The sequence below is a fragment of the Lutibacter sp. genome, from assembly GCF_041596795.1.
In the GTDB taxonomy this organism is placed as follows: Bacteria; Bacteroidota; Bacteroidia; order Flavobacteriales; family Flavobacteriaceae; genus Lutibacter.
The window spans coordinates 1-26,106 of record NZ_JBFHHX010000015.1 but is presented as its reverse complement, the minus strand read 5'-3'; the positions used below and the strand labels follow the sequence as shown (position 1 = coordinate 26,106).

General features: G+C 28.7%; 23 protein-coding genes and 1 tRNA gene. 9 read left to right on the top strand and 15 right to left on the bottom strand.

All coding sequences use genetic code 11. The features are described from left to right. Positions 1 to 170: 170 nt before the first annotated feature. Positions 171 to 551 carry a hypothetical protein gene (locus ABY298_RS03400; protein WP_372744596.1) on the top strand — a complete coding sequence of 127 codons (381 nt, stop codon included), beginning with the start codon at positions 171 to 173 and terminating at the stop codon, positions 549 to 551. Positions 552 to 588: 37 nt separating this feature from the next. On the opposite strand, the gene ABY298_RS03395 is transcribed toward ABY298_RS03400, so the two are convergent. Both ABY298_RS03395 and ABY298_RS03390 read right to left on the bottom strand, forming a co-directional pair. Then, entirely contained in the window at positions 589 to 1,476 is an 888-nt protein-coding gene (locus tag ABY298_RS03395; RefSeq protein ID WP_372744595.1) for a 3-hydroxyacyl-CoA dehydrogenase family protein, read from the bottom strand. A gap of 75 nt (positions 1,477 to 1,551) precedes the next feature. Beyond that, positions 1,552 to 2,511, bottom strand: coding sequence for a Gfo/Idh/MocA family protein (locus ABY298_RS03390; RefSeq protein WP_372744594.1), 960 nt, complete (start codon positions 2,509 to 2,511; stop codon positions 1,552 to 1,554). Positions 2,512 to 2,598: 87 nt separating this feature from the next. Here ABY298_RS03390 and ABY298_RS03385 point away from each other — a divergent pair, with 87 nt between their 5' ends. Beyond that, positions 2,599 to 3,240, top strand: coding sequence for a protein-L-isoaspartate(D-aspartate) O-methyltransferase (locus ABY298_RS03385; RefSeq protein WP_372744593.1), 642 nt, complete (start codon positions 2,599 to 2,601; stop codon positions 3,238 to 3,240). Positions 3,241 to 3,291: 51 nt separating this feature from the next. Here the strand turns inward: ABY298_RS03385 and ABY298_RS03380 are convergent, their stop codons facing one another. The 9 genes from ABY298_RS03380 to ABY298_RS03340 all read right to left on the bottom strand — a co-directional run bounded on the left by ABY298_RS03380 (position 3,292) and on the right by ABY298_RS03340 (position 15,184). Further along, a complete protein-coding gene (locus ABY298_RS03380; RefSeq protein WP_372744592.1) occupies positions 3,292 to 3,726 on the bottom strand; it encodes a DUF2147 domain-containing protein in 435 nt (144 codons plus the stop codon). Between the two features lie 18 nt (positions 3,727 to 3,744). Then, entirely contained in the window at positions 3,745 to 4,272 is a 528-nt protein-coding gene (locus ABY298_RS03375) for a KdsC family phosphatase (protein ID WP_372744591.1), read from the bottom strand. Continuing rightward, the gene (locus tag ABY298_RS03370) at positions 4,256 to 5,017 is read right to left on the bottom strand and encodes a Rossmann-like and DUF2520 domain-containing protein (RefSeq protein WP_372744590.1); all 762 of its coding nucleotides are present in this window, start codon (positions 5,015 to 5,017) and stop codon (positions 4,256 to 4,258) included. The genes ABY298_RS03375 and ABY298_RS03370 overlap by 17 nt, the downstream gene beginning before the upstream one ends. A gap of 188 nt (positions 5,018 to 5,205) precedes the next feature. Further along, positions 5,206 to 7,935, bottom strand: a complete 2,730-nt coding sequence (gene ppdK / locus ABY298_RS03365; RefSeq protein ID WP_372744589.1) for a pyruvate, phosphate dikinase — start codon at positions 7,933 to 7,935, stop codon at positions 5,206 to 5,208. A 191-nt stretch (positions 7,936 to 8,126) separates the two neighbouring features. Beyond that, positions 8,127 to 9,446, bottom strand: coding sequence for a TolC family protein (locus ABY298_RS03360; RefSeq protein ID WP_372744588.1), 1,320 nt, complete (start codon positions 9,444 to 9,446; stop codon positions 8,127 to 8,129). After that, entirely contained in the window at positions 9,433 to 12,612 is a 3,180-nt protein-coding gene (locus tag ABY298_RS03355) for an efflux RND transporter permease subunit (RefSeq protein WP_372744587.1), read from the bottom strand. The genes ABY298_RS03360 and ABY298_RS03355 overlap by 14 nt, the downstream gene beginning before the upstream one ends. Continuing rightward, complete coding sequence (locus ABY298_RS03350; RefSeq protein ID WP_372744586.1) at positions 12,612 to 13,733, bottom strand: efflux RND transporter periplasmic adaptor subunit; 1,122 nt, start codon at positions 13,731 to 13,733, stop codon at positions 12,612 to 12,614. The genes ABY298_RS03355 and ABY298_RS03350 overlap by 1 nt, the downstream gene beginning before the upstream one ends. 11 nt (positions 13,734 to 13,744) lie before the next feature. After that, positions 13,745 to 14,206, bottom strand: a complete 462-nt coding sequence (locus ABY298_RS03345; RefSeq protein ID WP_372744585.1) for a MarR family winged helix-turn-helix transcriptional regulator — start codon at positions 14,204 to 14,206, stop codon at positions 13,745 to 13,747. Between the two features lie 135 nt (positions 14,207 to 14,341). Further along, positions 14,342 to 15,184: a Two component regulator three Y domain protein gene (locus ABY298_RS03340; protein WP_372744584.1), complete on the bottom strand. Its 843-nt coding sequence runs from the start codon at positions 15,182 to 15,184 to the stop codon at positions 14,342 to 14,344. Between the two features lie 228 nt (positions 15,185 to 15,412). On the opposite strand from ABY298_RS03340, the gene bshB1 reads away from it, so the two are divergent. The 6 genes from bshB1 to ABY298_RS03310 all read left to right on the top strand — a co-directional run bounded on the left by bshB1 (position 15,413) and on the right by ABY298_RS03310 (position 19,598). Beyond that, the gene (bshB1, locus tag ABY298_RS03335) at positions 15,413 to 16,129 is read left to right on the top strand and encodes a bacillithiol biosynthesis deacetylase BshB1 (RefSeq protein ID WP_372744608.1); all 717 of its coding nucleotides are present in this window, start codon (positions 15,413 to 15,415) and stop codon (positions 16,127 to 16,129) included. Positions 16,130 to 16,181: 52 nt separating this feature from the next. Beyond that, positions 16,182 to 16,257 (top strand) — tRNA-His (locus ABY298_RS03330). Positions 16,258 to 16,370: 113 nt separating this feature from the next. Further along, positions 16,371 to 16,532, top strand: a complete 162-nt coding sequence (locus tag ABY298_RS03325) for a JAB domain-containing protein (protein ID WP_372744607.1) — start codon at positions 16,371 to 16,373, stop codon at positions 16,530 to 16,532. A 429-nt stretch (positions 16,533 to 16,961) separates the two neighbouring features. Next, positions 16,962 to 17,354 (top strand): hypothetical protein, encoded by a 393-nt coding sequence (locus tag ABY298_RS03320; RefSeq protein WP_372744583.1) that lies wholly within the window; start codon positions 16,962 to 16,964, stop codon positions 17,352 to 17,354. A gap of 438 nt (positions 17,355 to 17,792) precedes the next feature. Then, positions 17,793 to 18,698, top strand: coding sequence for a cysteine synthase A (gene cysK, locus ABY298_RS03315; RefSeq protein WP_372744582.1), 906 nt, complete (start codon positions 17,793 to 17,795; stop codon positions 18,696 to 18,698). A gap of 228 nt (positions 18,699 to 18,926) precedes the next feature. Beyond that, a complete protein-coding gene (locus ABY298_RS03310; protein WP_372744581.1) occupies positions 18,927 to 19,598 on the top strand; it encodes a tetratricopeptide repeat protein in 672 nt (223 codons plus the stop codon). Positions 19,599 to 19,731: 133 nt separating this feature from the next. On the opposite strand, the gene uvrA is transcribed toward ABY298_RS03310, so the two are convergent. Beyond that, complete coding sequence (gene uvrA, locus ABY298_RS03305) at positions 19,732 to 22,515, bottom strand: excinuclease ABC subunit UvrA (protein WP_372744580.1); 2,784 nt, start codon at positions 22,513 to 22,515, stop codon at positions 19,732 to 19,734. 283 nt (positions 22,516 to 22,798) lie between these two features. On the opposite strand from uvrA, the gene ABY298_RS03300 reads away from it, so the two are divergent. Next, positions 22,799 to 23,383, top strand: coding sequence for an RNA polymerase sigma factor (locus tag ABY298_RS03300; RefSeq protein ID WP_372744579.1), 585 nt, complete (start codon positions 22,799 to 22,801; stop codon positions 23,381 to 23,383). A 466-nt stretch (positions 23,384 to 23,849) separates the two neighbouring features. Here ABY298_RS03300 and ABY298_RS03295 read toward each other — a convergent pair whose 3' ends face one another. The 3 genes from ABY298_RS03295 to nth all read right to left on the bottom strand — a co-directional run. Beyond that, positions 23,850 to 24,731: a sensor histidine kinase gene (locus ABY298_RS03295; protein WP_372744578.1), complete on the bottom strand. Its 882-nt coding sequence runs from the start codon at positions 24,729 to 24,731 to the stop codon at positions 23,850 to 23,852. A 690-nt stretch (positions 24,732 to 25,421) separates the two neighbouring features. Continuing rightward, positions 25,422 to 25,577: a hypothetical protein gene (locus ABY298_RS03290; RefSeq protein ID WP_372744577.1), complete on the bottom strand. Its 156-nt coding sequence runs from the start codon at positions 25,575 to 25,577 to the stop codon at positions 25,422 to 25,424. 51 nt (positions 25,578 to 25,628) lie between these two features. Continuing rightward, on the bottom strand, positions 25,629 to 26,106 hold a 478-nt coding region (nth, locus tag ABY298_RS03285; protein ID WP_372744576.1), incomplete at its 5' end, for an endonuclease III.

Sequence of the window (26,106 nt, the reverse complement as noted above, 5' to 3'; positions counted from 1 at the left end):
AACTAAAATTTATCATTATTTTAAGGCGTTTTAATTTATTTAAAACGCCTTTTTTTGTATATTTATACAAGCACTTTTTGATAATATTTTTTTTTTATGATTTATATCAGACATATATTATTTAAAAAGTGTGAACTTTATAATATAAAAATTTAAAAACATATAAGCGTATGGAAAGTCAGATATTATTCTTAAGTGATTTAAACTTCAATTTGGATGTTTGGAAAAGAGAGTTGAAATTTCAAGAAAGTGAAATGGATTATTTTGAGGAAAAATTAGAACATGTAGCTATTCGTGATTTAGGAAAAGATGTGATGATTAGATTGGAAGGATTTCAAAATAAAATAATTCGTGAACGTGAGGTAATGGGTCATTTAAGACATAGAATTAGGATGAAAAAGCGCGAACTGGCTCATGCAAAAGTTGATGAAAGACCTGAAGTTCTGTTTCAAGAAAAACAAATAATGTTAAAAGATGAAATGAAAACTTTTGTTAAAATGCATTATGAGTTAAAAGAAGATATGATGGATTTTTTCCTTAAATATTTATAATAAATAAAAGAGCCGCAAAATTTGCGGCTCTTTTATTTTATTTAAATTGGTTGGCTATTACTTCAGCCTTTTTAGATTGTGAATAATTGTAAAAACCTTCACCAGATTTAATACCAAGTTTGCCAGCTTGCACCATATTTACTAATAATGGGCAAGGTGCGTATTTAGGGTTTTTAAAGCCATCATATAAAACATTTAAAATAGATAAGCAAACATCTAAACCAATAAAATCTGCCAATTGTAGCGGTCCCATTGGGTGTGCCATTCCTAATTTCATAACTGTATCAATTTCATAAACACCAGCAACGCCGTTATAGAGAGTTTCAATAGCTTCATTTAGCATTGGCATTAATATACGATTTGCCACAAAACCAGGATAATCATTTACAGCAACCGGAACTTTGTTTAATTTTTCTGAAAGTTTTATAATAGTTTCAGTTACTTCTTTGGAAGTAGTATAACCATTAATAATTTCAACCAATTTCATAATAGGAACTGGATTCATAAAATGCATACCTATTACTTTTTCTGGCCTTTTTGTTACAGATGCTATTTTGGTTATGGATATAGATGAGGTGTTAGAAGCTAAAATGGTATTTTTAGGTGCAAATTCATCAAGTTGAGTGAATATTTTTAATTTTAAATCTACATTTTCAGTAGCCGCTTCTACAACTAAATCACTATTTTTTACACCATCGGCTATTGAGGTAAATGTTGTTATATTTTGTAAGGTTTGCTTTTTAGTTTCAACTGTTATTTTTTCTTTTTCAACTAATCTATCTAAATTTTTTATAATAGTTGCTAAACCTTTTTCTAAGGCTTCTTGCGAAATATCTATTAAATGAACGGTATAATTTTCTTGTGCAAAAACGTGTGCAATTCCATTGCCCATTGTTCCAGCTCCAATTACTGCTATATTTTTCATAATTTTAATTTATTTAGTTAGCATACCTTGTAAAAAGTTTATTTATATAAATATCAACTTTTAAAAATATACTGATTAAAAATCGTTAATAATCATATGTGCAACTCTTAATGCTTCGGTACCTTGTTCTAAGGTAACAATTGGAGTTGTATTATTATTAATTGCATCTGCAAAAGTTTCCAACTCATCTAAAATAGCATTGTTTCCTTCAATTTTTGGGTTTTCAAAATAAATTTGTTTTTTAATTCCTTCTGCATTTTGTAAAATCATATCAAAATCTCCTGGAACTTCTGGCGCGTCTTTCATTTTAACAACTTCTGTAGCCTTTTCAAAGAAATCTACAGCTATATATGCATCTTTTTGGAAGAAACGAGATTTACGCATATTTTTTAATGAAATTCTACTAGCCGTTAAATTTGCAACACAACCATTTTCAAATTTAATACGAGCGTTTGCAATGTCTGGTGTTTCGCTAATAACAGAAACACCACTTGCATGTACACTTACAACTTTAGATTTAACCACGCTTAAAATAATATCAATATCATGAATCATTAAATCTAATACCACTGGTACATCTGTGCCTCTTGGGTTAAATTCTGCCAAACGGTGTGTTTCAATAAACATTGGGTTTTTTATAGAATCTTTAACTGCTGAAAAAGCTGGGTTAAAACGCTCTACATGTCCAACCTGACCTTTAACGTTGTGTTTTTTTGATAATTCAATTAAAGTTTCAGCTTCTTTAAGTGTTTTAGTAATTGGCTTTTCAATAAAAATATGTTTTCCCTTTTCAATAGCTTCTTTAGCACAATCGAAATGAGATAATGTAGGTGTTACTATATCAACAACATCAACAGCGTCAATTAATTCTTGTATGGTATCAAATGATTTATATCCAAATTCTTCTTCAACTTTTTTTGCATTTTCTTTAATAGGATCGTAAAAACCTACTAATTCATATTTCTCGGATTGATTTAATAATCTTAAATGTATTTTTCCTAGATGTCCTGCACCTAATACTCCTGCTTTTAGCATAATAAGTGTGTTTATTTTTAATGTTAACAAAAGTAACAATCTTTGCTCATTTATTCCTATTTTTAGCCTTTCAAATTTTATTTATTAGTGAAGGACACCCACAAACATCAAGGACTTAGAAATCAATTAGTAAAAATAATTTCTGATAAAGGAATAACAGATAAAAATGTTTTAAAAGCTATAGCAGCAATACCTAGACATTTGTTTATGGATTCTAGTTTTGCAGATTTTGCATATCAGGATAAGGCTTTTCCAATAGCGGCAGATCAAACAATTTCTCAGCCCTATACGGTTGCCTTTCAAACTCAATTATTAGAGGTAAAAAATAATCATAAAATATTAGAAATTGGTACTGGTTCTGGATATCAGACTGCTGTTTTGTTAGAAATGGGCGCAAAGGTTTATACCATTGAAAGACAAATGGAATTGTTTAAAAAAACAAAATTATTTTTACCCAAATTACGTTACAAACCTAAAAATATGATTTTTGGAGACGGTTATAAAGGATTACCAGAAGAAGCTCCTTTTGATGGAATTATTGTAACTGCAGGCGCGCCAACCGTACCAAATGCTTTATTGGCGCAACTAAAAATAGGAGGTAAGCTAGTAATTCCGGTTGGTGATGAAGATCAAATAATGACTTTATTTATAAGAACCAGCGAAAAAGATTTTGAAAAACACGAATTGGGGAAATTTAGATTTGTACCAATGTTAAAAGAAAAAAATTAAAAAAAAACACGCTAAATTTTAGCGTGTTTTTTTTTAATTCTATAAACGTATTTATTCGGTAACTCTTGTCCAATATTGTGTTCTTCCAATTAGGGCAAAACCAATATAGCCACGTACTTTTAGTTTGTTATTAGTTTCTAATGCAATGTAGCATTTATATTCTTTTCCATTTTTAGGGTCTAATATTTTTGCATCATTCCATTCATCACCATCTTTAGATAAGCCATTTATAATTACCATTCCTTTTACAGGTTTGTTTTTATTGGCCCCGGTGCATAAATCACAAACTTTATCTTCTTTACCTTTTTCTAGTACTTGTAATACCTTAGCATAGGCTTTACCGTTTACATTGTATATTTCAACAATAGATTTTTCTTTACCTGTTTCGTCGTCAATAGTTTTCCACTTTCCAAAAATAGATTGTGAATTTGCAGAAAGCATAAATAATATGCTAAATGCAAAAATAAGTACAGAGTTTTTTTTCATTTTATTATATATTTAAAGTTAATCGTATTTAGCATCAAATGAACTATTCCATTTTCCTTGAACCTTTAAAACTTGCTCAATAACATCTCTAACGCATCCAAATCCTCCCTTGAAATGTGAAATATACGAAGAAATTCCTTGAATTTCAGGAACAGCATCTTTTGGGCAACATGGCAAAGCAACTTCTTTCATTACTGGTAAATCTGGAATATCATCACCCATATATAAAATTTCTTCTGGTTTAATATTTTTATCTTCTAAATATTCTTTAAACTGAATTATTTTATTGTGAGTACCTAAGTATATATCCTTAATACCAAGTGCTGAAAGCCTAAATCTTACACCTTCATTTGCTCCACCAGAGATAATGCAAATATTGTACCCTAAATCAATTGCAGTTTTTAAAGCGTATCCATCTTTAATATTCATGGCTCTTGTTAATTCGCCAGTTGTTGAAATATGTACAATTCCATTTGTTAAAACCCCATCAACATCAAACATAAACGTTGTAATTTGAGGCATTATTTCTTTATAGCTTTTTCCCATAAGTTTCTTGTATAGATTTTGTAAGTAATGTGTAAATTTCTAATTGAGTGTTTGTTAATAATGCTTTATGATTGTTTATAGTATTTGTATCATTCCTTTTTGCAGGTCCAGTTTGTGCATCGTAAACCGATATTTTTTCTAATTTAGTTACAGTTTCCATTATAAGTGGCTGTAAAATTTCAAACGGAATGGCTTGTTTATTACAAATTTGTTCTGCGTTATAAAATAAATGATTTACAAAATTATTTACAAAAACAGCTGCTAAATGTATAGTTTTTCTTTGATCTGAATTAATTAAATAGGTGTTTTTTGAAAATTCCTTTGAAAAATTTTTTAATAAAGAAAAACCATTTTTTGATGTAGATTCTATACAAACAGGTAATGTATTAAAATCAATTTTTTTATCTTTTGAAAATGATTGCGGAAAATATAAAACTCCTTTTTCTGAGTTTGATTTTAAATCATTTACAGAGGTGGCTCCAGAAGTATGTACCACTAATTTTGTAGGAAAATTTAAGTGTGATGATAATTCTGAAATTACAGCATCAGAAACACAAATAATATAAATATCAGCTTCTTTTAACTGATTTAAGTTATTGGTTATAGATACATCATTTTTTAAATATTCAATTTTTTCAATGCTTCTATTATATACCTGAATTAATTGAATTGTTGTACTATTTAACATATGGTGTGTTAAATGATATGCTAAATTTCCAGCTCCAAGAAGAACAACTTTTACCATAATACGAAGATACTAGATTTAGTTGAAATGTTTGAAGTACTTATAAAATAATCTTGATTTGTGATTTTAGGTAATGCATAAAAAAGAGGCTACCTAAAAAGTTTTGAAATCCGTAATGCTGATACAAGTTCAGGTTGACGAAAATTTCACTTTTTACTTAGCCTCTATTAAAGTTTAATTTAATTAAACTATGCTTGTTTTTTTATTGCTGCTTGAGCGGCTGCAATTCTTGCAATTGGAACTCGGTAAGGAGAACAACTTACATAGTTTAAGCCTGTGTTAAAACAAAATTCTACAGAACTTGGTTCACCTCCGTGTTCACCACAAATACCAACTTTTAAGTTTGGTTTTACTTGTCTACCACGTTCTGTTCCCATTTGTACTAATTGGCCTACTCCTTCTTGATCTAATACTTCAAAAGGATCTCCTTTTAAAATACCTTTATCAATATAAATTGGTAAGAATTTTCCAGCATCATCACGTGAAAGTCCGAAAGCCATTTGTGTTAAATCGTTTGTTCCAAAAGAGAAGAAATCAGCTTTTTCAGCAATTAAATGCGCCGTTAAAGCAGCTCTTGGAATTTCAATCATAGTACCTACTAAATAATCAATACTATCATTTCTTTCTTCAAAAACTTTTGCAGCAGTATTTCTTATAATAGTTTCTTGGTTTATAAATTCAGCAGTTGTACTTACTAAAGGTACCATAATTTCTGGTTTAGCAGTAATACCTTTTGCTTTTAAATTTAAAGCTGCTTCTATAATAGCACGAGCTTGCATTTCAGTAATTTCTGGATAGCTAATACCTAATCTACAACCTCTGTGACCTAACATTGGGTTGAACTCTTCTAATTCAATTACTTTTGCTTTTACTGCTTCTAAAGAAATATCCATATCTTCAGCTAAGCTACGTTGTGTTTCTAATTGGTGAGGCACAAATTCGTGTAATGGTGGATCTAGTAGACGAATAGTTACAGGAAGTCCTTCCATAGCTTCAAAAATACCTTCAAAATCATCACGTTGCATTGGTAAAAGTTGGTTTAATGCTTGAACTCTACCTTTAACAGTATCGGCCAAAATCATTTCACGCATTGCTCTAATACGATCAACTTCAAAGAACATATGTTCGGTTCTAGTTAATCCAATACCTTGAGCACCAAAAGTACGAGCTATTTTTGCATCTTTTGGAGAGTCTGCATTTGTACGAACATCCATAGTGCGGTACTTATCAGACAATTCCATAATTTCAGCAAATTCACCACTTAATTCAGGTTCAGCAGTAGCTACTTTTCCTTCAATAATATTACCTGTACTACCATTTAAAGAAATCCAATCGCCTTCATGATATACTTTACCATCGGCAATTAAAGTTCTTGTTTTGTAATTAATTTTTACGCCACCAGCACCAGATACACAACATTTACCCATTCCGCGCGCAACAACAGCAGCATGGGAAGTCATACCGCCACGAGCAGTTAAAATACCTTTGGCAATATTCATACCTTCTAAGTCTTCTGGTGAGGTTTCTATACGCGCTAAAATGGTAAATTTATATTTATCTGCTTCATCGGCAAAGAAAACAATTTGACCAGTTGCAGCTCCAGGAGAAGCAGGAAGTCCTTGTGCAATAACATGTGCTGATTTTAATGCTTTAGCATCAAATACAGGGTGTAATAACTCATCTAATTTATTTGGTTCAATACGTAATAAGGCTTGTTTTTCATCAATTAAACCTTGTTTTAACATGTCCATTGCTATTTTTACCATAGCAGCACCTGTACGTTTACCATTTCTGGTTTGCAAAATCCACATTTTACCATCTTGAATGGTAAACTCCATATCTTGCATATCTTTATAATGGTTTTCAAGTTTTTCTTGATATTCGTTTAGTTCTTTAAACATTTCAGGCATTAATTCTTCTAAAGAAGGGTAATTTTTTACTCTTTCTTCTTCTTCAACTTTTGCTAATTCTGCCCATCTAATAGAACCTAGTTTTGTTATTTGTTGTGGAGTACGTGTTCCTGCAACAACATCTTCACCTTGTGCATTAATTAAATATTCACCATTAAAAACATCTTCTCCAGTACCAGCATCACGCGTAAAGCAAACACCTGTACCTGAATTGTCTCCCATATTACCATAAACCATTGCTTGAACATTTACAGCAGTTCCCCAATCTGATGGGTAACCGTGCATATTTCTGTAATAAACGGCTCTATCTCCATTCCAGCTATTAAATACTGCTACAACTGCTCCCCATAATTGATCGTAAGGGTCTGTTGGGAAATCATGACCTGTACGTTTTTTTACAGCTATTTTAAAATCGAAAACAAGGTCTTTTAAATCTTGAATAGTAAATTGAGTATCTAATTCAATTTTTCTTTTATCTTTTAAATTCTCCATTATTTCTTCAAATGGATCGATGTCTATTTTAGATTCTGGTTTCATACCTAAAACAACATCACCATACATTTGTATAAAACGACGGTAAGAATCCCACGCAAAACGTTCGTTTCCTGTTTTTTCAGCTAAACCAATTACTACTTCATCATTTAAACCTAAATTTAATACTGTGTCCATCATTCCGGGCATTGATACTCTTGCTCCAGAACGCACAGAAACTAATAATGGATTTTCTTTATCGCCAAATTTGGCTTCCATTATTTTTTCAATGTTAGCAATAGCTTTTTCTACTTCAGGAGTAATCATTTTCACTACTGCTTCTTGCCCTAAAAGGTTATATTCTGTACAAACTTCTGTGGTTATTGTAAATCCAGGAGGTACGGGAATGCCAATTAAGCTCATTTCAGCTAAGTTTGCTCCTTTTCCTCCTAAAAGGTTTTTCATTTTACTATTTCCGTCTGCAGATTTATTTCCAAATCTGTAGACTCTTGTTTTGACTTCTTGAATCGTCTCCATTATTATTTATTTTATATTTTGGTTAATCTTTTGTTTTAATCCTATAAATTTAATAAGAGTTAGAGTAGAATATTATGATTTATGTCATTGATTCTAGTCAATTTAATTCAAAGTTATGATTGTTACGTTTAATTTTAGACAAAAAAAAGGAGGTTAAAAAACCTCCTTTAAATAAATATGTTTTAAATTAATTAAAATTCAATATTTAATAATTCTCCGGTAAGTTGAAGAATTGTTAATTCAGTATTTTTGGCATTATATTTTGCTTGATTTAAGCTAGATTTAGCGTTTAATAAATTAATTTGAGCTTGTCTGAATTCAATGTTTGTAATTTGACCTAATTTAAACTGTTCTTCTGTTCTTGAAAAATTACGAATATTGGTTTCTACATTTTTTTCTTCTGCTTTTAAAATAAATAAAGAATTATTGTAGGTTTCTAAAGCATTTGCAACAGCACGTTCTAAGTTAGAGTTTACTTGTTGTTTTTCAATTTGAAGATTGTCTGCTGTAATTTTTGAGTTTTGAATACGCGTTTTTGTTGTACCTCCATCAAAAATATTCCAATTTAAACTTATTCCTGCACTTAATCCTTTGTTTAAATAGTTGGCGTAGGTATAAGAGTTATCGTTGTCTGTTTCGCTAATTCCGTAAGAGCTGTTTAGGCTTAAGGTTGGTAATAAATCAGATTTATTTAATTTAATATCCAGCGCATTTAAAACAATGCTTTTATTTAACTTTTGAATTTCAATATTATTGTTTTTGGCTTTTTCTAAAACAGTCTCAAATTCAAATAATGAATCAAAAGAAATTGCAGTATCTACATTAAATTCTGTTGAAATATTTCTGCCAAGCACTAAATTTAAATCACGTTTAGAATTTTTTAATAATTGATTGATGTTTAAGTAGTTAATGCTGTCATTGTTAACATCTACTTCGGCATTTAGTAATTGTAGTTTAGTGTTTTGTCCGTATTCAAAAGCATAATTTGCACGTGTTAATCTTTGTTTAGAAATGGTTAAAGATTCTAAAATATTTTTAGCATCTTCCGTTAATCTAGCCACTTCAAAATACAATTCAAAAACGTTTAATAAAGAGTTCTCAATAATAGCTTTAGCTTCTAATTCTGATAAATTATAAGATTCTTTCAGTTTTTTATAATTATACACTCTTCCAAAACCATCAAACAACGTATAATTTAAGCTTAAATAGCCACTATATGTTGCTGTTTCTGCGTTATTGGTGGTTGTTTTAGTTCCGCTTTGCAATGTGTAATCTGTGCTTGTATTTGAATAATCTACATCTGAAGAAGCAGTTAATTTAGGTAAATATCCTGTATTATAAATACTAGCATTATTTTCAGCAATTTTAACATTGTTTTTTGCAAGCAATATTCCATAATTATTTTCTAAAGCTAGTGAAACAGCCTCTTTTTTAGTTAATTGTTCTTGAGAATAACCAATAGAAAATACAAGAAATAATAAAATGAGTAGGTTATTTTTAATATGTTTCATGTTCTTCACTTTTTTGTTCAATAATTGCTCTTTCAACTTCTTCTTTTGTTACTTTTTTACCAGTTCTCATCCATTTAATAAATACTTTAATAGAGTTTGAAACGGATAATAATAAAGGTAACATTACTAAGGTTAAAACGGTTGCAATTGCCATACCGTAAGATATTGAAATAGCCATTGGTTTTAAAAATTGCGCTTGTCTGCTTTTTTCTAATAAAAGTGGCGCTAATCCGGCAACCGTTGTTAATGTTGTTAATAAAATAGCTCTAAATCTTGAAATTCCGGCTTGTAATAAGGCTTCATCATATTTCATGCCTTGTTTTAAATAGGTATTAAATTTTTCTATAAGTACCAAACCATCATTAACCATAATACCTATTAAAGCTATAATTCCAAGCCAAGAAAGTATATTAACTGGAAAATCATGAAACCAATGACCCCAAACAACACCTATTAAACTAAATGGAATTAAAAGGATTAATAGTAAAGGTTGTTCATACGATCTAAAGGTAAAGGCAATTACCATATATATTAATGCTAAAATGGTAAAACCAACGTTAATTGCCGAATCTTTTGTTTTATTAGCTTCTCTATTTTGCCCTTCATAAACCGCACTAACGGTTGGATATTTAGATGATATATTTGGCATAATAGTAGTTTTTACTTCATCTAATATGTCGGAAGCACTTTCATCGGGCGACTTTAAATCTGCTGAAATTTGAATTTCTCGTTTACTATTTAAATGGTTTATTAACACATCACCACGTTCAATTTCGTAGGTTGCAATTTCAGAGAAAGGCACATTTTGTTTTGATGGTGTTGTAATCCACATATCATCTAAATTTTTTAAGGATGATCTATCATCTTTAATATAACGTACCCAAACTTTTATTTCATCTTGTCCACGCTGAAAACGTTGTGTTTGTAGGCCAAAAAATCCAGAGCGCACTTGAGTCATTACATTTTGTAAATCTAAACCAAGTAAATAGGCATTATCTTTTAGTTTAATTCTTACTTCTTTAATACCTGCCGGATCATTATCTGAAATATCTTTTAACAATGGATTGGTGCTTAAAACTGCTTTTAATTCTTCTTTAGCGGCTTTTAACTCTTCAATATTATTCCCTAATAATGAAATTGCTATTGGACTTCCTCCAAAATTACCTCCAGAACCAAAGGTTAAACTTTCTACACCATGAACTTTGCCAACTTTATCTCTAATGGCATTGGTTATTTCTGGCGATGAAAAATCTCTAGCTTCACCTGGTAATAAATTAATGGTTAAACTTCCATTTGCAGAACCAGGACCAATTCTTTTAATAATATTTTGAATAATAGGCTCACCACTAAGTTGTTTTCCTGTAAATTCTTCATTTACTTCCCAAGCAGCTTTTTCAATTTCAGAAATAATAGAATCTGTAATTTTTTCATTGGTTCCTTGTAGCATTTGTAAATCTATAGAAACTCTATCACTTGCAATAGAAGGGAAAAAAGATGTTTTTACAATTCCACCACCAAGACCGCCAATACTAAAAATTAATAATGCAATTGGAATTGCAAAACCTAATAATTTATGTTTTAAGAAAAATTGTAAATATGGAGCATATAAATTATCTCTCACAAAAAACAATACAACTTCAGCTTTTTGGTTAATTTTAAAAAAGAACGTATTTAGTTTATTTCTTTTTTTATCTTTTCGTTCTAATGCTTTGGAATGGGCAACGTGAGCCGGTAAAATAATTAGCGCTTCTATTAACGAAACAATAAGCGTAAGAATTACAATGAGGGCAACTTCACCAAAATTATCACCAATTCTTCCATCTAAAAAGAAAAAGGTTGAAAAGGCAATTACTGTAGTTAAAATGGCAGAAACTACTGGTGGAATAACTTCTAAAGTTCCATCAATTGCTGCTTGTATAGGAGATTTTCCTTTTTCAAAATGATGATAAATATTTTCACCAATTACAATACCATCATCTACTAAAATACCAATAACAATTATCATTCCAAACAAGGATAATACGTTTATGGTTACACCTAAATTAGCAGCAAAAATAAACATCCCAAAAAATGCAATTGGTATACCTGTTGCTACCCAAAATGCCAATCTTATATTTAAAAATAATGCCAAAAAGAAGAGTACTAATAACACACCCATAACAGCATTACTTAATAATAATTCTGAACGTTGTTTTAAAGTAATGGAGTTATCACTAGAGATATCTATTTTAACTTCGCTTTGTTCTTGATTAAATTTTTCGATATATTTTTTTACACTTTCTGCAGTAGATAATAAATCTTCGCTATTGGTGTTGCTTACAGTTATATCAATAGATTTTTTTCCGTTAAAATACAATCTGTCCGGATCTTCAGACCATGTATCGCTAACATCTGCAATATCACTTAAACGAATAATATTACCACCTTCATTTCCTCTAACAACTAAATTTAAAAGCTCGTTTCCGTAATAATTTTTATTTCTAGCTCTAATTAAATAATCTTCAGCATCGGTTTTTATATTTCCACCAGAAACTAATAAATTAGAGTTGCTAACAGCACTGGCAACTTCTGAAAATGATAAATTATAGGCTATTAAATCATTTTCACGTACTGCAATTTCAATTTCTTGATCTGGAAAACCAGAAAGACTTACTTGTGATATGCCTTCTATACCTCTTAAATCATTTTCTACATTTCTGGCATATTGTTTTAATGTTGCTAAGTCAATATTTTCGCCATAAATAATAAAACTAATGGTAGATCTAATGTTTTCAATTTTTGAAATTATTGGAGGTTCCATTCCAGAAGGGAAGGAGGGAACTCTATCAACAGCGTTTTTTACATCAGCTAAAACAACATCAATATTTTTTCCTTTAATTATTTCAACATTTATACTTGCCGAATTTTCTTTGGAAACCGAGGTAACACGGTCTACACCAACAATTCCTTTTAAATTGTCCTCAATTTTTAACACAATTCCCTCTTCCATTTCTTGTGGTGACGCACCAGGATAGGTAAGGCTTATAGAAATGTTTCTGGAATCTGTTAATGGGAAAAAGGAAGATTTCATTGATAAAGCTCCAGCTAAACCAAAACCAATAAATGCAATAATAAATACATTAACTGCAACTGGAAACTTTATAAAATAAGTGATTATTTTTCTCATTATTTAGAACTGTTTTCGTTATAAATTTTTACTAACATTCCTATATGAGCTCCAGGAATTGGCCTAGAAACAATTTTTGTACCGTTTTCTAATCCTTTAATAACAACGGTATTTTTATTTTCAAATAATAGTTGTACATCTACTAAATCTAACACAGAATCTTTCACTACAAATAATTTAGAATTGTCTATTAATAAATTTCTGGCAACTTCAAAGGCATTTTCTTCTGGTTTTGTTTGTAATGCAACTTCTACATATTGGCCTTCTTTTAAATCATTTGCTCTAACATCAATAAAAGCTTTAATGGTTTGTGTAGAAGTATCTACTTTACCATTAATTCTAACTACTTTTCCTTTCCAACTAGTTGTTTTTTCTAAATTATAAAGTGTTACTTCTTTTCCTACTTGTAACAAATCTTTAAATTCTGATTTTATTGAAACACTTACTTCAAAAATTGTAGGATCAATAAATTCTCCTAATTGTTGTCCAGATCTTATTAAAGTTCCCGGATTTACCATAGATTCTGTTACAATACCCGAAAAAGGAGCGATTAAAATGTATTTACTTAATTTAACTTCTAAATTTTTAACATTGTAGTAGCTGGTTATTACACCTTTTCCAGAGATAAAAAATTTTTCTTTATCTGATTTAAAATGTGGTAATTTTTGAGTGGTTTTATTTATATCAAAATTTTCCAAGTAATTTTGCCAAGCATTATAATTTTCAGGAAAATCTAACTTTAAATCGGGCATTATTGCAGTAATGGCATTATACAAATTACTTTTTTGAGCTTGTAAATTTGCATAAAACTCATCACTATTAATTTTTATAATAGTTTCTCCTTTAGCATAGGTTGTTCCAGGTTTAAATTCTTTATTTGAACTCATTAAAATTCCCTGTACTTCAGAATATAATTCTATTTTATTTTTAGCAATTAAATTTCCGTTGGCACTAATTACAATAGGAACTGTAGTATTTTTAACCTCATTTATAAAAACAGTTTTTACAATTTTATCAACTTTTGGTTTTGGTTTTTGTTTGTTATCTATAAAGTATTTTGCAGTTAGTGCGGCAATAAGTAATAACGAAATTGCAAGTATAATTGAAATAGTTTTTCTCATTTTTATAAAAGTTAAAAGGATTGATTTTTTATGTTATGTTGAATTTTAGTTAATGTTGCTTTAAAATTAAGAATCTCTTCTTTTGATAAACCTTCTTGTAAAGATTTAACACAATTTATTACAAGAGGTTTCATTTTTGAAAATACTTGAAAACCATATTTAGTAATAAATACCAAATTAATTCGGGCATCAATTACAGAATTTTTTCGTTCTACTAGGTTGTTTTTTTCCATTACAGAAATAAGACGTGCTAGTGATGCTTTATTTCTGTTAGTGAAAAAAGCCAATTCATTTTGAATAATTCCCTCTTTGTTTTCGGTTAATATTTTTAAAATAATCCATTGCTGTTTTGTAATATTAACATTTTGTTTTAAAAAGAGTTCTGCTAAATGCTGATCTAACATTTTATAGGTTAGTGCTATCCAAGGAGCAATAGTTTTATTAAAATCGGAATTATCTAGCTTTTTTTTCATATGTGAAAAGCAAATATATATTAAAAATATTATTAGTTGCATATGCAACTAAATTAAAAAAGCTATAAAACAAAAAAATCACTCATTACGAGTGATTTTCTCTTGAAAACTCTATTTATTGTGGGGGTTGATTTATTACTGTGAAATAGTTACTCTTTGAGTTGTTATTTCAATAGATTTTGGGTTGTTATTATAATCTAAAATTGTTAAAAGGGGTAGAGATTTTATAGATTCACTAAGAGTTCCACTTAATCGGTTATCGTTTAATAATAATACTTGTAAGTTTGAAAGGTTTGCAAGTTCTGTTGGAACAGTACCTTCAAATAAATTATTTGCCAACGCTAATTCTTTTAACTTTATTAAGTTACCAATTGATGATGGAATTTTTCCAAACATTGAATTATCAAAAAAGCTTAATGTACTTAATTTTGTTAGGTTTGAAATTTTATCAGAAATAGCTCCAGATAATTTATTACTACTAATTTGTAATACTTCTAAATTTTTTAATTCATATATAGAAGCTGGTAGCACACCACTAATATTATTATTAAATAAAACCAATTCTTTTAAACTAGTTAAATTACCTATGTTAGAAGGAAGCGTCCCTTCAATTTGATTCATAAATAACTGAATAGTTTCTAAGGATTTTATTAAAGTAATTTCAGTAGGTATTGTTCCATTAATTTTATTAAAACCTAAATTTAAAACTTTTAAGTTACTTAAATTTTTAATAGAGCTAGGGATAGTTCCATTTAAATTATTCATACTTAAATTTAGAGCAACAACTGTATTGTTTTCAACAGTTACTCCGTGCCATAAATTTACGTCTGAATTTAAATTCCAAGTTGTGTTCCAAGAATCACCATTGGTAGATTTGTATAAATCAACTAAGGCATTTTTTTCCAAATTTGAAACTTGAGCTTGCGCAATTGAAACAATTACGAAAAGAAAAACGATTATAGAAGTTAATTTTTTCATGGTCTTTGGGATTAGATTAATAATACTACCTTGAAATTATAGTGCTAAAGTAAATATTAAATTTCAATCTACCAAATAAAATTACCGTTTATTTACAAAAACATACCGTTTATGTGATTTTTATGTATTTTTAAATTTTATTAGAGTATTGTGTTTTGTTAGGTTTTTTGGCTTATTTCTCCAATAAAAATGTGCTATATTTGTACCAATAAATAATATAATTATATGATTAAATTAGATATTTTAGCTATAGGAGCACATCCTGATGATGTTGAATTGGGTTGTTCAGCAACATTAGCAAAGGAAATTTCTTTAGGTAAAAAAGTGGGTATTTTAGATTTAACCAGAGGTGAATTAGGAACAAGAGGTAGCGCAGAAATTAGGGATATTGAAGCTGCAAACGCAGCTAAAATTTTAGGTGTATCAATTCGTGAAAATTTAGGTTTTGCTGATGGATTTTTTTTGAATGACAAAGAACATCAAATAGAAATTATTAAAATAATTAGAAAATATCAACCTTCAATTGTATTATGCAATGCTGTTGATGATAGACATATAGATCATCCAAAAGGAAGTAAATTAGTTTCTGATGCTTGTTTTTTATCAGGTTTAGTAAGAATTGAAACAGAATTAGATGGTGTAAAACAGCAAAAATGGAGACCTAGCCAGGTGTACCATTATATACAGTGGAAAAATATTGAACCAGATTTTGTAGTAGATGTTACCGGATTTATGGATATTAAATTGGCCGCGGTTAATGCATATAGTTCTCAATTTTACAATCCAGATAGTAAAGAGCCAAATTCACCAATTTCAAGTAAAAATTTCTTAAATAGTGTTGAATATAGGGCTCAGGATCTTGGTAGACTGGTAGGAGTAGAACATGCAGAAGGCTTTAATACAGAACGTTACGTTGCAATAAAATCTTTAGATAAATTATTTTAAAAAAAAATTTGCAAAAAATAAGAAATGTATTACATTTGCATCCTCAATAAATGGTGGTTGTAGCTCAGTTGGTTAGAGCGTCGGATTGTGGTTCCGAAGGTCGCCGGTTCGAACCCGGTCTTCCACCCTTTTTAAAAACATTGAAAATTAGGCTTTTATCTTGCGATAAGAGCCTTTTTTTATGGAATCGTGTGAGAGTAAATATAGTGAAATTTGACATTTGTTGGTTTTTTAAAATAAAATTGACCACCCTTCAGGTAAATTGATTCCTTCTCAAACAGACAAAGATCTAACCAAAAAAATGAAGCAAGTAGCAAAGTTTATATATATAACCGTTATTGATTTCTTAATTGTTTCATATATTAAAAAAAACTACAGTTTCTCAGATGAAGGGATACTCTAATATAGACTAATTACTTATAAAACACCACTCATTTTTATTCAATTTAGATGGGTGGTGAATTATTTTTACGGATCTTGTCATTCATAGAAAGGAATTAAAATGTTGAATTTTAAGCATTCAGTTTATTACTAGTTCTTTGCAAGCCTATACTAGGTTTTTATAGAATTATTTTTAAAACAACTGATAAAAATCATTGAACTCGCAACTCTCTTTTAATATTTTTAATACATTTAAAACCAAAAAAAAATTGCTAGTATTTATGCATTGTTCATAACACAATTATTATTTACATAGATGTGTTTTGTTAGTTTATCCAAATGTAATTTAATTCATATATTAAAGGAGTATTGGATAAAATCTAACAATGTATAGGAGTGGGTATTATTAGCATAGATTTAGGTATTGTCTAATTTAATATAAACAACAAAAATGAAGAAAAACACCCTTATTTTACTGTTAACATTAGTATTATTTTCTTGCTCAAAAGATGACGATTCTACAAGTTCTAATATCTCAATTAATCCACCAAGTTGGATACAAGGAACCTGGGTAATAGATAATGATTATACTTATGTTGCTTTTAAATTTACTTCAAATGATATGTACATTTTAATGGATGGTATTGAAATGAGTTTTGTACAAACATCTATTGCAGATTCTTCCTTTACTTTTTATGGTGTCTATGATGTGTCAACCAATTCAACTTACTCAATTCATAGAAAGGGAGATGGTATTGACATTGTAATTTATGAGTTTACCAAAGTTTCTGACACTAAAATCAATGTTGAAGGAATTTACAATTCGGATTTTATTAAACAGTAAACATTTTAACATTCAGGGCTATCAAAACGGTAGCCCTATTTAATAATACAGCATTACAGGCCAAGTACGATAAAAATTAATCTATAAAAGCCGGATATCATATTTTTTAAAACGTGTACAACGAGTTTTAAATAGTCGACGTTATATGGTTTTACAGTATTTGAAAAGATACTATCTATAAACTTTACACTGATTTCATTTTTAGAAGCTAATTAAGCTCGCAGGATATCACGAAAGCGTTCCAAGTCTTTTTTATATCTTGGCCTTTTTACCATATATAATAGTTCTTTTATCTTTTATTAGTAAGTCAAACTGCTTTAGAAGAGGTAGCTCTTTTGTTTCTATACTTTTTATTTTTTAATTACACTACGATTTTTTGTGGTCAGCTAATATTTCTTTGCTACTTTTGTTACAAATACAAAATTAAAAGCATTAGAAATGAGAAAAAACAATGTTCTTGAACTAATAGGAAATACACCAGTTGTTAAAATAAATAACTTATTTAATAAAAATTTAGAAGTTTGGATAAAACTAGAAAAGCAAAATCCAGGTGGTAGTATTAAAGACCGTATTGCGTTGGCAATGGTTGAAGATGCAGAGAAAAAAGGACTATTAAACAAAGAAACAGTAATAGTAGAACCAACTTCGGGAAATACAGGAATAGGTTTGGCTTTAGTCTCAGCTATTAAAGGATATAGAATTATTTTGGTTATGCCGGAATCTATGTCAATAGAAAGACGAAAATTAATGACAGCTTATGGAGCTGAAATTGTTTTAACGCCAAAAGAAAAAGGTATGAAAGGAGCCATTGAGAAGGCAACAGAAATTAAAAATGAGTTAAACGGATGGATGCCAATGCAGTTTGACAATCCGGCAAATCCTGACATTCACGCTAAAACAACAGCTCAAGAAATAATAAAGGATTTTCCTGAAGGAATTGATAGTTTAATAACTGGCGTTGGAACAGGAGGTCATATTAGTGGTGTAGCAATAGAATTAAAAAAACAATATCCAGCGATAGAAGTTTACGCTGTAGAACCTTCAGATTCTCCAGTAATAAGCGGTGGAGCACCTGGTCCTCATGCACTTCAAGGAATTGGAGCAGGTTTTATTCCTAAAAATTTAGACGTTAGTATATTAAATGGTTCAATAAAAGTATCAAAAGAAGAAGCGTTTACTTTTGTGCAAAGAGCAGCTAAAGAAGAAGGTCTTTTTATAGGTATTTCAACAGGAGCTTCATTAGCTGCTATTTATAAAGTTCAAAATCAGTATAATAACAAAAGAATTCTAACCTTTGCATATGATACGGGAGAACGTTATTTATCTGTTGAAGGATTGTTTTAATATCTAAAATTTGTTTACTCTTAACTTAATATTTAATATTAAGGTTTATTAATTTTAAAAGAATTAATGAGTTTAGAATTATAAATTTTTAAGTACTAATTATAGTTAAACTATGTAACAAAACAAAAAGGTCTGTTTTACAGATCTTTTTTGTTTTAAGTGCTTTTATTTTATCATTATTAAAATAAAATTTTATAGTTTTACTACTCATTTTAAAAAATAGATTTAATGAAAAACATCATTTACATTTTAACTTTTATTATAACAACGGTTGCCATTGCTCAAACCACTAATAACTTAGAATTAGAAATGCGAAAAATGAAGCAAGCATTGGCATATGGTGATAAGAATGCGGCGGCAAATTCAATGTATTCTATAATTGCTTTGGAAGGACCAACAAGTACTTTTAAAGATAGTTTAGCATACCTTTATTTTAATGAGCGTAATTATATTTCTTGTTTTTTAGTGACTAAAGATATTTTAAAATCAAAGGAAGATAATGAGTTGTTAGAAATGAACGCAATTTCTTTAGAAACTATTGGAGCTTTGGAAGCGGGATTAGAGTCGTATAAAAACTTATTTGCTAAAACAAATAATAATTATCACGCATATAAAGTTGCTGGATTACAATTGGCAATGAAAAAATATGATGAAGCCTTAGTTACAATTAAAAAAGCAGGTCAATTGCCAGATGATGGTAAAGCAACTATAACTTTTCAAGTAAATAAAAATTACAATCAAAATGTGCCTTTAAAACCAGCTATTTCTTATTTGCAAGGAATTATTGAATTAAACTTAGAGAATAAAGCGGCAGCTAAAATTAGTTTTGAAAAAGCCATTAGTTTGTTCCCTGAATTTGCGCTTGCAAAAAGTAAATTAACAACTTTAGAAGTTGATTAAAAATTTATTGAATTTAAAAATATTTAAAAGCTGCTTTGTTTTAAAACAAAGCAGCTTTTTTTTTTGATGTTATTTTAAGAAGTTATAAAGTATTTTATGTAAAAAAAATACAGATTCTTTACTCTAATTAATTTTAATTTAATTTATTAATCAAATAAGGTGCTGTGTAAGAATTTTTAATTTTAACCATATCTTCCGGAATTCCCTGAAATACTAATTGCCCACCGTTTTTTCCTCCTTCTTTACCTAAATCAATTATATAATCGGCACATTTAATTAAGTCTATATTGTGTTCAATTACTATTATAGAATGTCCGTTGGTAATTAATGCATTAAATGATTTTAGTAACTTTTGAATGTCATGAAAATGTAATCCAGTAGTAGGTTCATCAAAAATAAAAAGCGATTTACTTTGTCGTGTTCCTTTTACTAAAAACGACGCTAATTTAATACGTTGCGCTTCTCCTCCAGAAAGAGTAGAAGATGATTGACCGAGCGTAACATAGCCTAAACCAACATCTTGCAAAGGTTTTAGTTTTTTTACAATTTTTGTTTCTTTTTGTTCTGTAAAAAAGGTAATGGCATCATCAATGGTACAATTTAAAACATCGTTAATAGATTTTCCTTGAAATTTTATGGCTAAAACTTCTTTTTTAAATCGTTCACCTTTACAAGCTTCACATTCTAAATGCACATCAGCCATAAATTGCATTTCAATGGTAACTTCTCCTTCACCTTTACAAACTTCGCAGCGTCCGCCTTCCACATTAAATGAGAAATGTTTTGGTTGGTAGTTTCTTATTTTTGATAATTTTTCTGAAGCAAATAAAGTTCTAATATCATCATAAGCTTTTATATAGGTTACTGGATTTGATCTGCTAGAACGACCAATTGGATTTTGATTTATAAATTCTACATGTTCAATTTTGTTGACATCTCCTTTTAGTTCAGTAAATTGACCAACCTTGTCTCCATAACCACCAATTTTTTTTTGAATAGCAGGATATAATATTTTACTCACCAAGGTACTTTTTCCACTTCCTGAAACTCCTGTAACAACAGTTAAGCTATTTAATGGAAAAGTTACATTTATATTTTTCAGGTTGTTTTCTCTAGCGCCAATTATATTAATGTTATATTTTGAAACTCTTCTTTTTTTAGGAACTTCAATTCTTTTAGTATTGTTTAAATATTGAGCTGTTAAAGATTCTGATTTTAGAATTTCATTAAAGCTTCCTTCGGCAACAACAGTACCGCCAAAAGTTCCAGCTTCTGGACCAATATCAATTATCATATCGGCTGCTTTCATAATATCTTCATCGTGTTCAACCACAATTACGGTATTACCTAAATCTCGTAAGTTTTTTAAAACCTGAATAAGTTTTTCAGTATCTTTTGGGTGTAAACCAATACTTGGCTCATCTAAAATATACATAGATCCAACTAAACTACTACCAAGTGAAGTTGCTAAATTAATACGTTGACTTTCACCACCTGATAAGCTATTTGAAGTTCTATTTAGGGTTAAGTAATTTAAACCTACATTGCTTAAAAATTCTAATCGGTTGTTGATTTCAACTAATAAACGTTTTGCTATTTTTTGTTCAAATTCTTCTAAGTGTAAATTTTTAAAAAATTCAATTAACTCATTAATTGGTAAATCAACTAAATCGCTAATGTTTTTTGTATTAATTTTTACGTTATTGGTTTCTGCACGTAATCTTTTTCCATTACATTCTTTACATTTTGTTTTTCCTCGGTAACGAGAAAGCATAACTCTGTATTGAATTTTATAGCTTTTTTCTTCTAAAAATTTAAAGAAATCATGTAAGCCAGTAAATGCTGAATTTCCGTTCCAAACTAATTTTTTTTGATCATCAGAAAGTTCAAACCAAGGTTTGTGAATTGGAATGTTAAATTTATAGGCACTATTAATTAAAGCATTTTTATATTCTGAAAACGAATCAGATTTCCAAGGTAAAATGGCATCTTCAAAAATAGAAAGCGTTGTGTTTGGAATTACTAAATCTTCATCAATTCCAATTACATTTCCATAACCTTCACAGCTTGGGCAAGCTCCGTACGGATTATTAAAACTAAATAAATGTGTATTTGGTTCTAAAAATTGCAATCCGTCTAGCTCAAATTTATTGTTAAAAAGTGTTTGCTTGTTTGTTCTAATATCTTCAATAATACATTCGCCTTTTCCTTCAAAAAAAGCGGTTTGCACTGCATCAGCTAATCTATTGTAGAAATCTTCATCATTTTTAACAACAATCCTATCAATTACTAAATAAAAGTTGTGTTCAATTTCACTTTCAATATCTTCAATTCTTACTACTTCATTTTTATATTTAATTCTAGAATAACCTTGTTGGGCTAAAATTTTTAAAGTTTGAAGCACATTTCTATCTTCAGGAATGTGAACAGGTGCTAGTAACAAAAGTTTTGTGTTTAATTCAAATTTTTTAATAGCATCAATAACATCTGTTACTGTATGTTTTTTAACTTCATCACCCGAAATAGGTGAGTAGGTTTTACCAATTCTAGCATAAAGTAATTTTAAATAATCGTAAATTTCTGTTGATGTTCCAACTGTTGACCTTGGATTGGTAGAATTTACTTTTTGTTCTATGGCAATGGCAGGTGCAATTCCTTTAATATATTCTACTTTTGGTTTGTTTAATCTGCCTAAAAATTGACGTGCGTACGATGATAAGCTTTCTACATAGCGCCTTTGTCCTTCAGCAAAAAGTGTATCAAAAGCCAAACTAGATTTTCCAGAACCAGAAAGACCAGTAATTACAACTAGTTTATTTCTGGGAATAGCAACATCAATGTTTTTAAGATTATGAACGCTAGCTCCTTTAATAAGTATGTATTCTTTTGGGTTTAATGCAGAAATGTTTTGAGTCATTTTTAAGTATATAGTAATAGTTGCTAAAGTAATTACAAATTTAAAGAATAAAATGGAGTATATTTTTATTTTAAGAAGAACCTTACAATAATTTATTTTTAGGTTAAACTAATTGGTTTTAAATAATTTAAATATGAAAAAGGTGGAATAAAAATTTGCTATTTATAAAAAAATAAGCAATATTTGCAGTATTATTCACAAAAATAAACCGCTTATACAACACTTTTACTTTTTATATAAAATATAAATACGAGGATATTAACCCCCAAAATGTATTTGAATTATGGAAAGTACACTTATAAGTGATAGCGTTTTAGTAAACAATTATATTAACGGCAACGAAAAATCTTTAGAGATTTTAATTATTCGTCATAAACAGCGAATTTTCAGTTTTATTGTGTCAAAAGTTTTTGATAGAGATTTAGCTGAAGATATATTTCAAGATACTTTTATTAAAGTTATAAAAACATTAAAAAAAGGTGCGTACAATGAAGAAGGTAAATTTTTACCTTGGGTAATGAGAATTGCTCATAATTTAATTATTGATCATTTTAGACGACAAAAAAGAATACCTACATTTAAAAATACTGATGATTTTGATATTTTTTCGGTAATTAGTGATGATGTTTTAAATATTGAAAAACAATTAATAAAAAATCAAATTTTAGATGATGTTACAGCCTTAATAGATGAGCTTCCTGAAGATCAAAAAGAGGTTTTAGTAATGCGTTTATTTAAAGATATGAGTTTTAAAGAAATTGCTGAAAATACAGATGTTAGTATTAATACAGCACTTGGAAGAATGCGTTATGCTTTAATTAATTTAAGAAAACTTATAGAAAAACATAATATAATTTTGGTGAGTTAACAATATTTGTAAAATAGTGCCGTTATACTACTATAATTCAATAGTATATGATGAAACTTTACACTCAAAAGACTCCTGAAAAGGAGCAACCTAGACCAGAAACTATTCAATATTTATTAAATTATTCGAAACAAATGCGGGTAATTAAAACCAACAAAAACTATATTGAATTGCATTTGAATTAATGTTCTTTTAAACCCATTTTTTACAAAATGGGTTTTTTTATTCTTAAAAAGAAGGTGTCCTATTCGTATTTAGGTTTTTTGTCTCTTTTTTCAGCTTTCTTTTCTTTTGCAGTTTTAGCTGGTTCTTTTTTTACATTTTTCTTTGCATCGTGACTTTTTGCCATGGTATAAAATATTTAATTAATATAATAATTTGCATATATAAAATTAATTAAAATATAATAATAACAACAATTTTTAAGACAAATTAATAATAAAATTTAGTACTGAAATACAGTAGATTAGGTTTGTAAAGTTTTTTTTGTAGGTAGATGAATCCAAACAGTAGTTCCAACATTAACAACGCTTTCAATACCAATGGTTCCATTATTTTTTTTAATGTATTCTTTAGCTAGTTTTAATCCGAGACCGGTTCCTGTTTCATTGTTTGTTCCATTAGTATTTAAATCACTATTCAAATCAAAAATTGAATTTAAATCTTTACTTGGAATTCCTACACCAGTATCTTCTATGCGTATTTCAAGATAATTATCATTTACCTTTTTAGAAAGAATCGTAATTTTTCCGTTGTTTGGAGTAAATTTTATAGCATTAGATAACAAGTTTCTTATTACGGTCATAATCATATTATAATCGCAATAAACAGTTTCTTCTTCTGGAATAGCAATAACTAAATCTAAATTTTTAAGATCAAGGCTATTTTTCATTAAAAGCGCAACAGGATTTATAATATCTTTTAATACTGTATCATTTGGATGAACTTTTGTAGTGCCAGATTCAACTTTAGACCATTTTAATAAGTTTTCTAATAAATTAAACATTTGGGTTGAGCTGTTATGTAATTTCATTAAAAATTCTTCCCTTTGGTTTATTGGCATTTCTTTATGCTTATTTAAAAGTAGTTCAATTAATTTTGTATAGGTGCCTAACGGGCCTTTTAAATCATGTGCAATAATTGAAAAAAAATTGGATTTATTTTTGTTTAAAAGCTTTAAAGAATTATTACTTATTATAATATCGTGTTCTTGTTTTTCTTTTAAAATAATTAAAAGTATCATTGGAAAAATAAAAGACCCTAGTACTAAAAATAGATATGTTAATAGCTGAACACCACTATTAGGATAAACAACCAATGCAGTTTCTTCAAAATATGCCCAAAACATTCTGTAAACAAATAAAGAACATATTATAAAGCATAAATAACTTACAGCTATTTGTATTTTAGTTTTGTTAGCTTTTAATAGTATAGTTAAGCCGCCTACAATATAAAAAAAAGCTACAAAAAATGATATTACAATTATTCTAATAGTTTGGTTAGAGTTACTTATTAAAATAAAAATAATTGAAAAAATAATAGGAATTGCTAACGTATTTAAAAACTTTTTTTTATTAAACGTTTCGTTAACATAAGTAACGCAATATAAATCTAAATATATAGCGAAAATTAAAAATATATTTGCTAAAATAATACTATAAAAATCTGATATTTCGTGTCTTAATGCATATAAAACCCATAATATTGCAAATAGTACTTTAGCAATAATAAAGATATTGAGAATGTTATTTTTTACTTTATAAAAATAAACATAGGCAGCAAAGAAAAAAATAATAAATAAATTTCCGAGGGAGAAAATATAGAATAAGGTTTTAACATCAATATTCATAATGGTGTTTTCTTTTGGGGATATAGCAGTACAGTAAATTTACTAAATAAATAATACTAATTAGTGTTATTTACCGGTTTTATGGGTGTGTTTTTGGTAACATTTGTTACTGAAGTTGACTTGTTTTTTTTGATTGATTTTTGGAAGAAAGTAAATTTTTTGAGAACAAAATATTAAAAAAAAAAGCATTTAAGAATCGCTCTTTTCTTGAGATTTTTTAATAATTGCTTTCAATTTTTCTTTATGAGCAATTTTTTCATCTCTTAATTTATTTTTTTTACGCTCCATTAACTTTGAGTGTAATGCTTTGTTTTTTGTGTTTTTTGCACTTCCTTTTTTTGCCATATTAATATTTTGTAAGTGAGTAAAGTTAAGTAGTTAATTGTCAGAGTTAATTTAGTCGGTTTCAGCTTTTAAAACCGATTTTCTTCCAATTGTTTTTGTAATAATATCTTTATTTATATCCCAACCTCTGGCAGGCGAATATTCTCTGCCATAGAATATAATTTGCAAATGCAATTTATTCCATAATTCTTTGGGAAATAATCGTTTTGCATCCTTTTCAGTTTGCGCTACACTTTTACCATTGCTTAAATTCCATCGGTACATTAAACGCTGAATATGTGTATCCACAGGAAAGGCAGGAATTCCAAAAGCTTGACTCATAACTACACTTGCAGTTTTATGTCCAACTGCTGGTAATTCTTCTAAATCTTTAAAATTTTGAGGAACTTTTCCGTGGTGTTTTTCAATTAAAATTTTTGATAAACCATAAATTCCTTTTGCTTTCATAGGTGATAAGCCAACAGGTTTTATAATTTCTCTAATTTCTTCAACAGAAAGTTTTACCATATCATACGGATTGTCTGCCTTT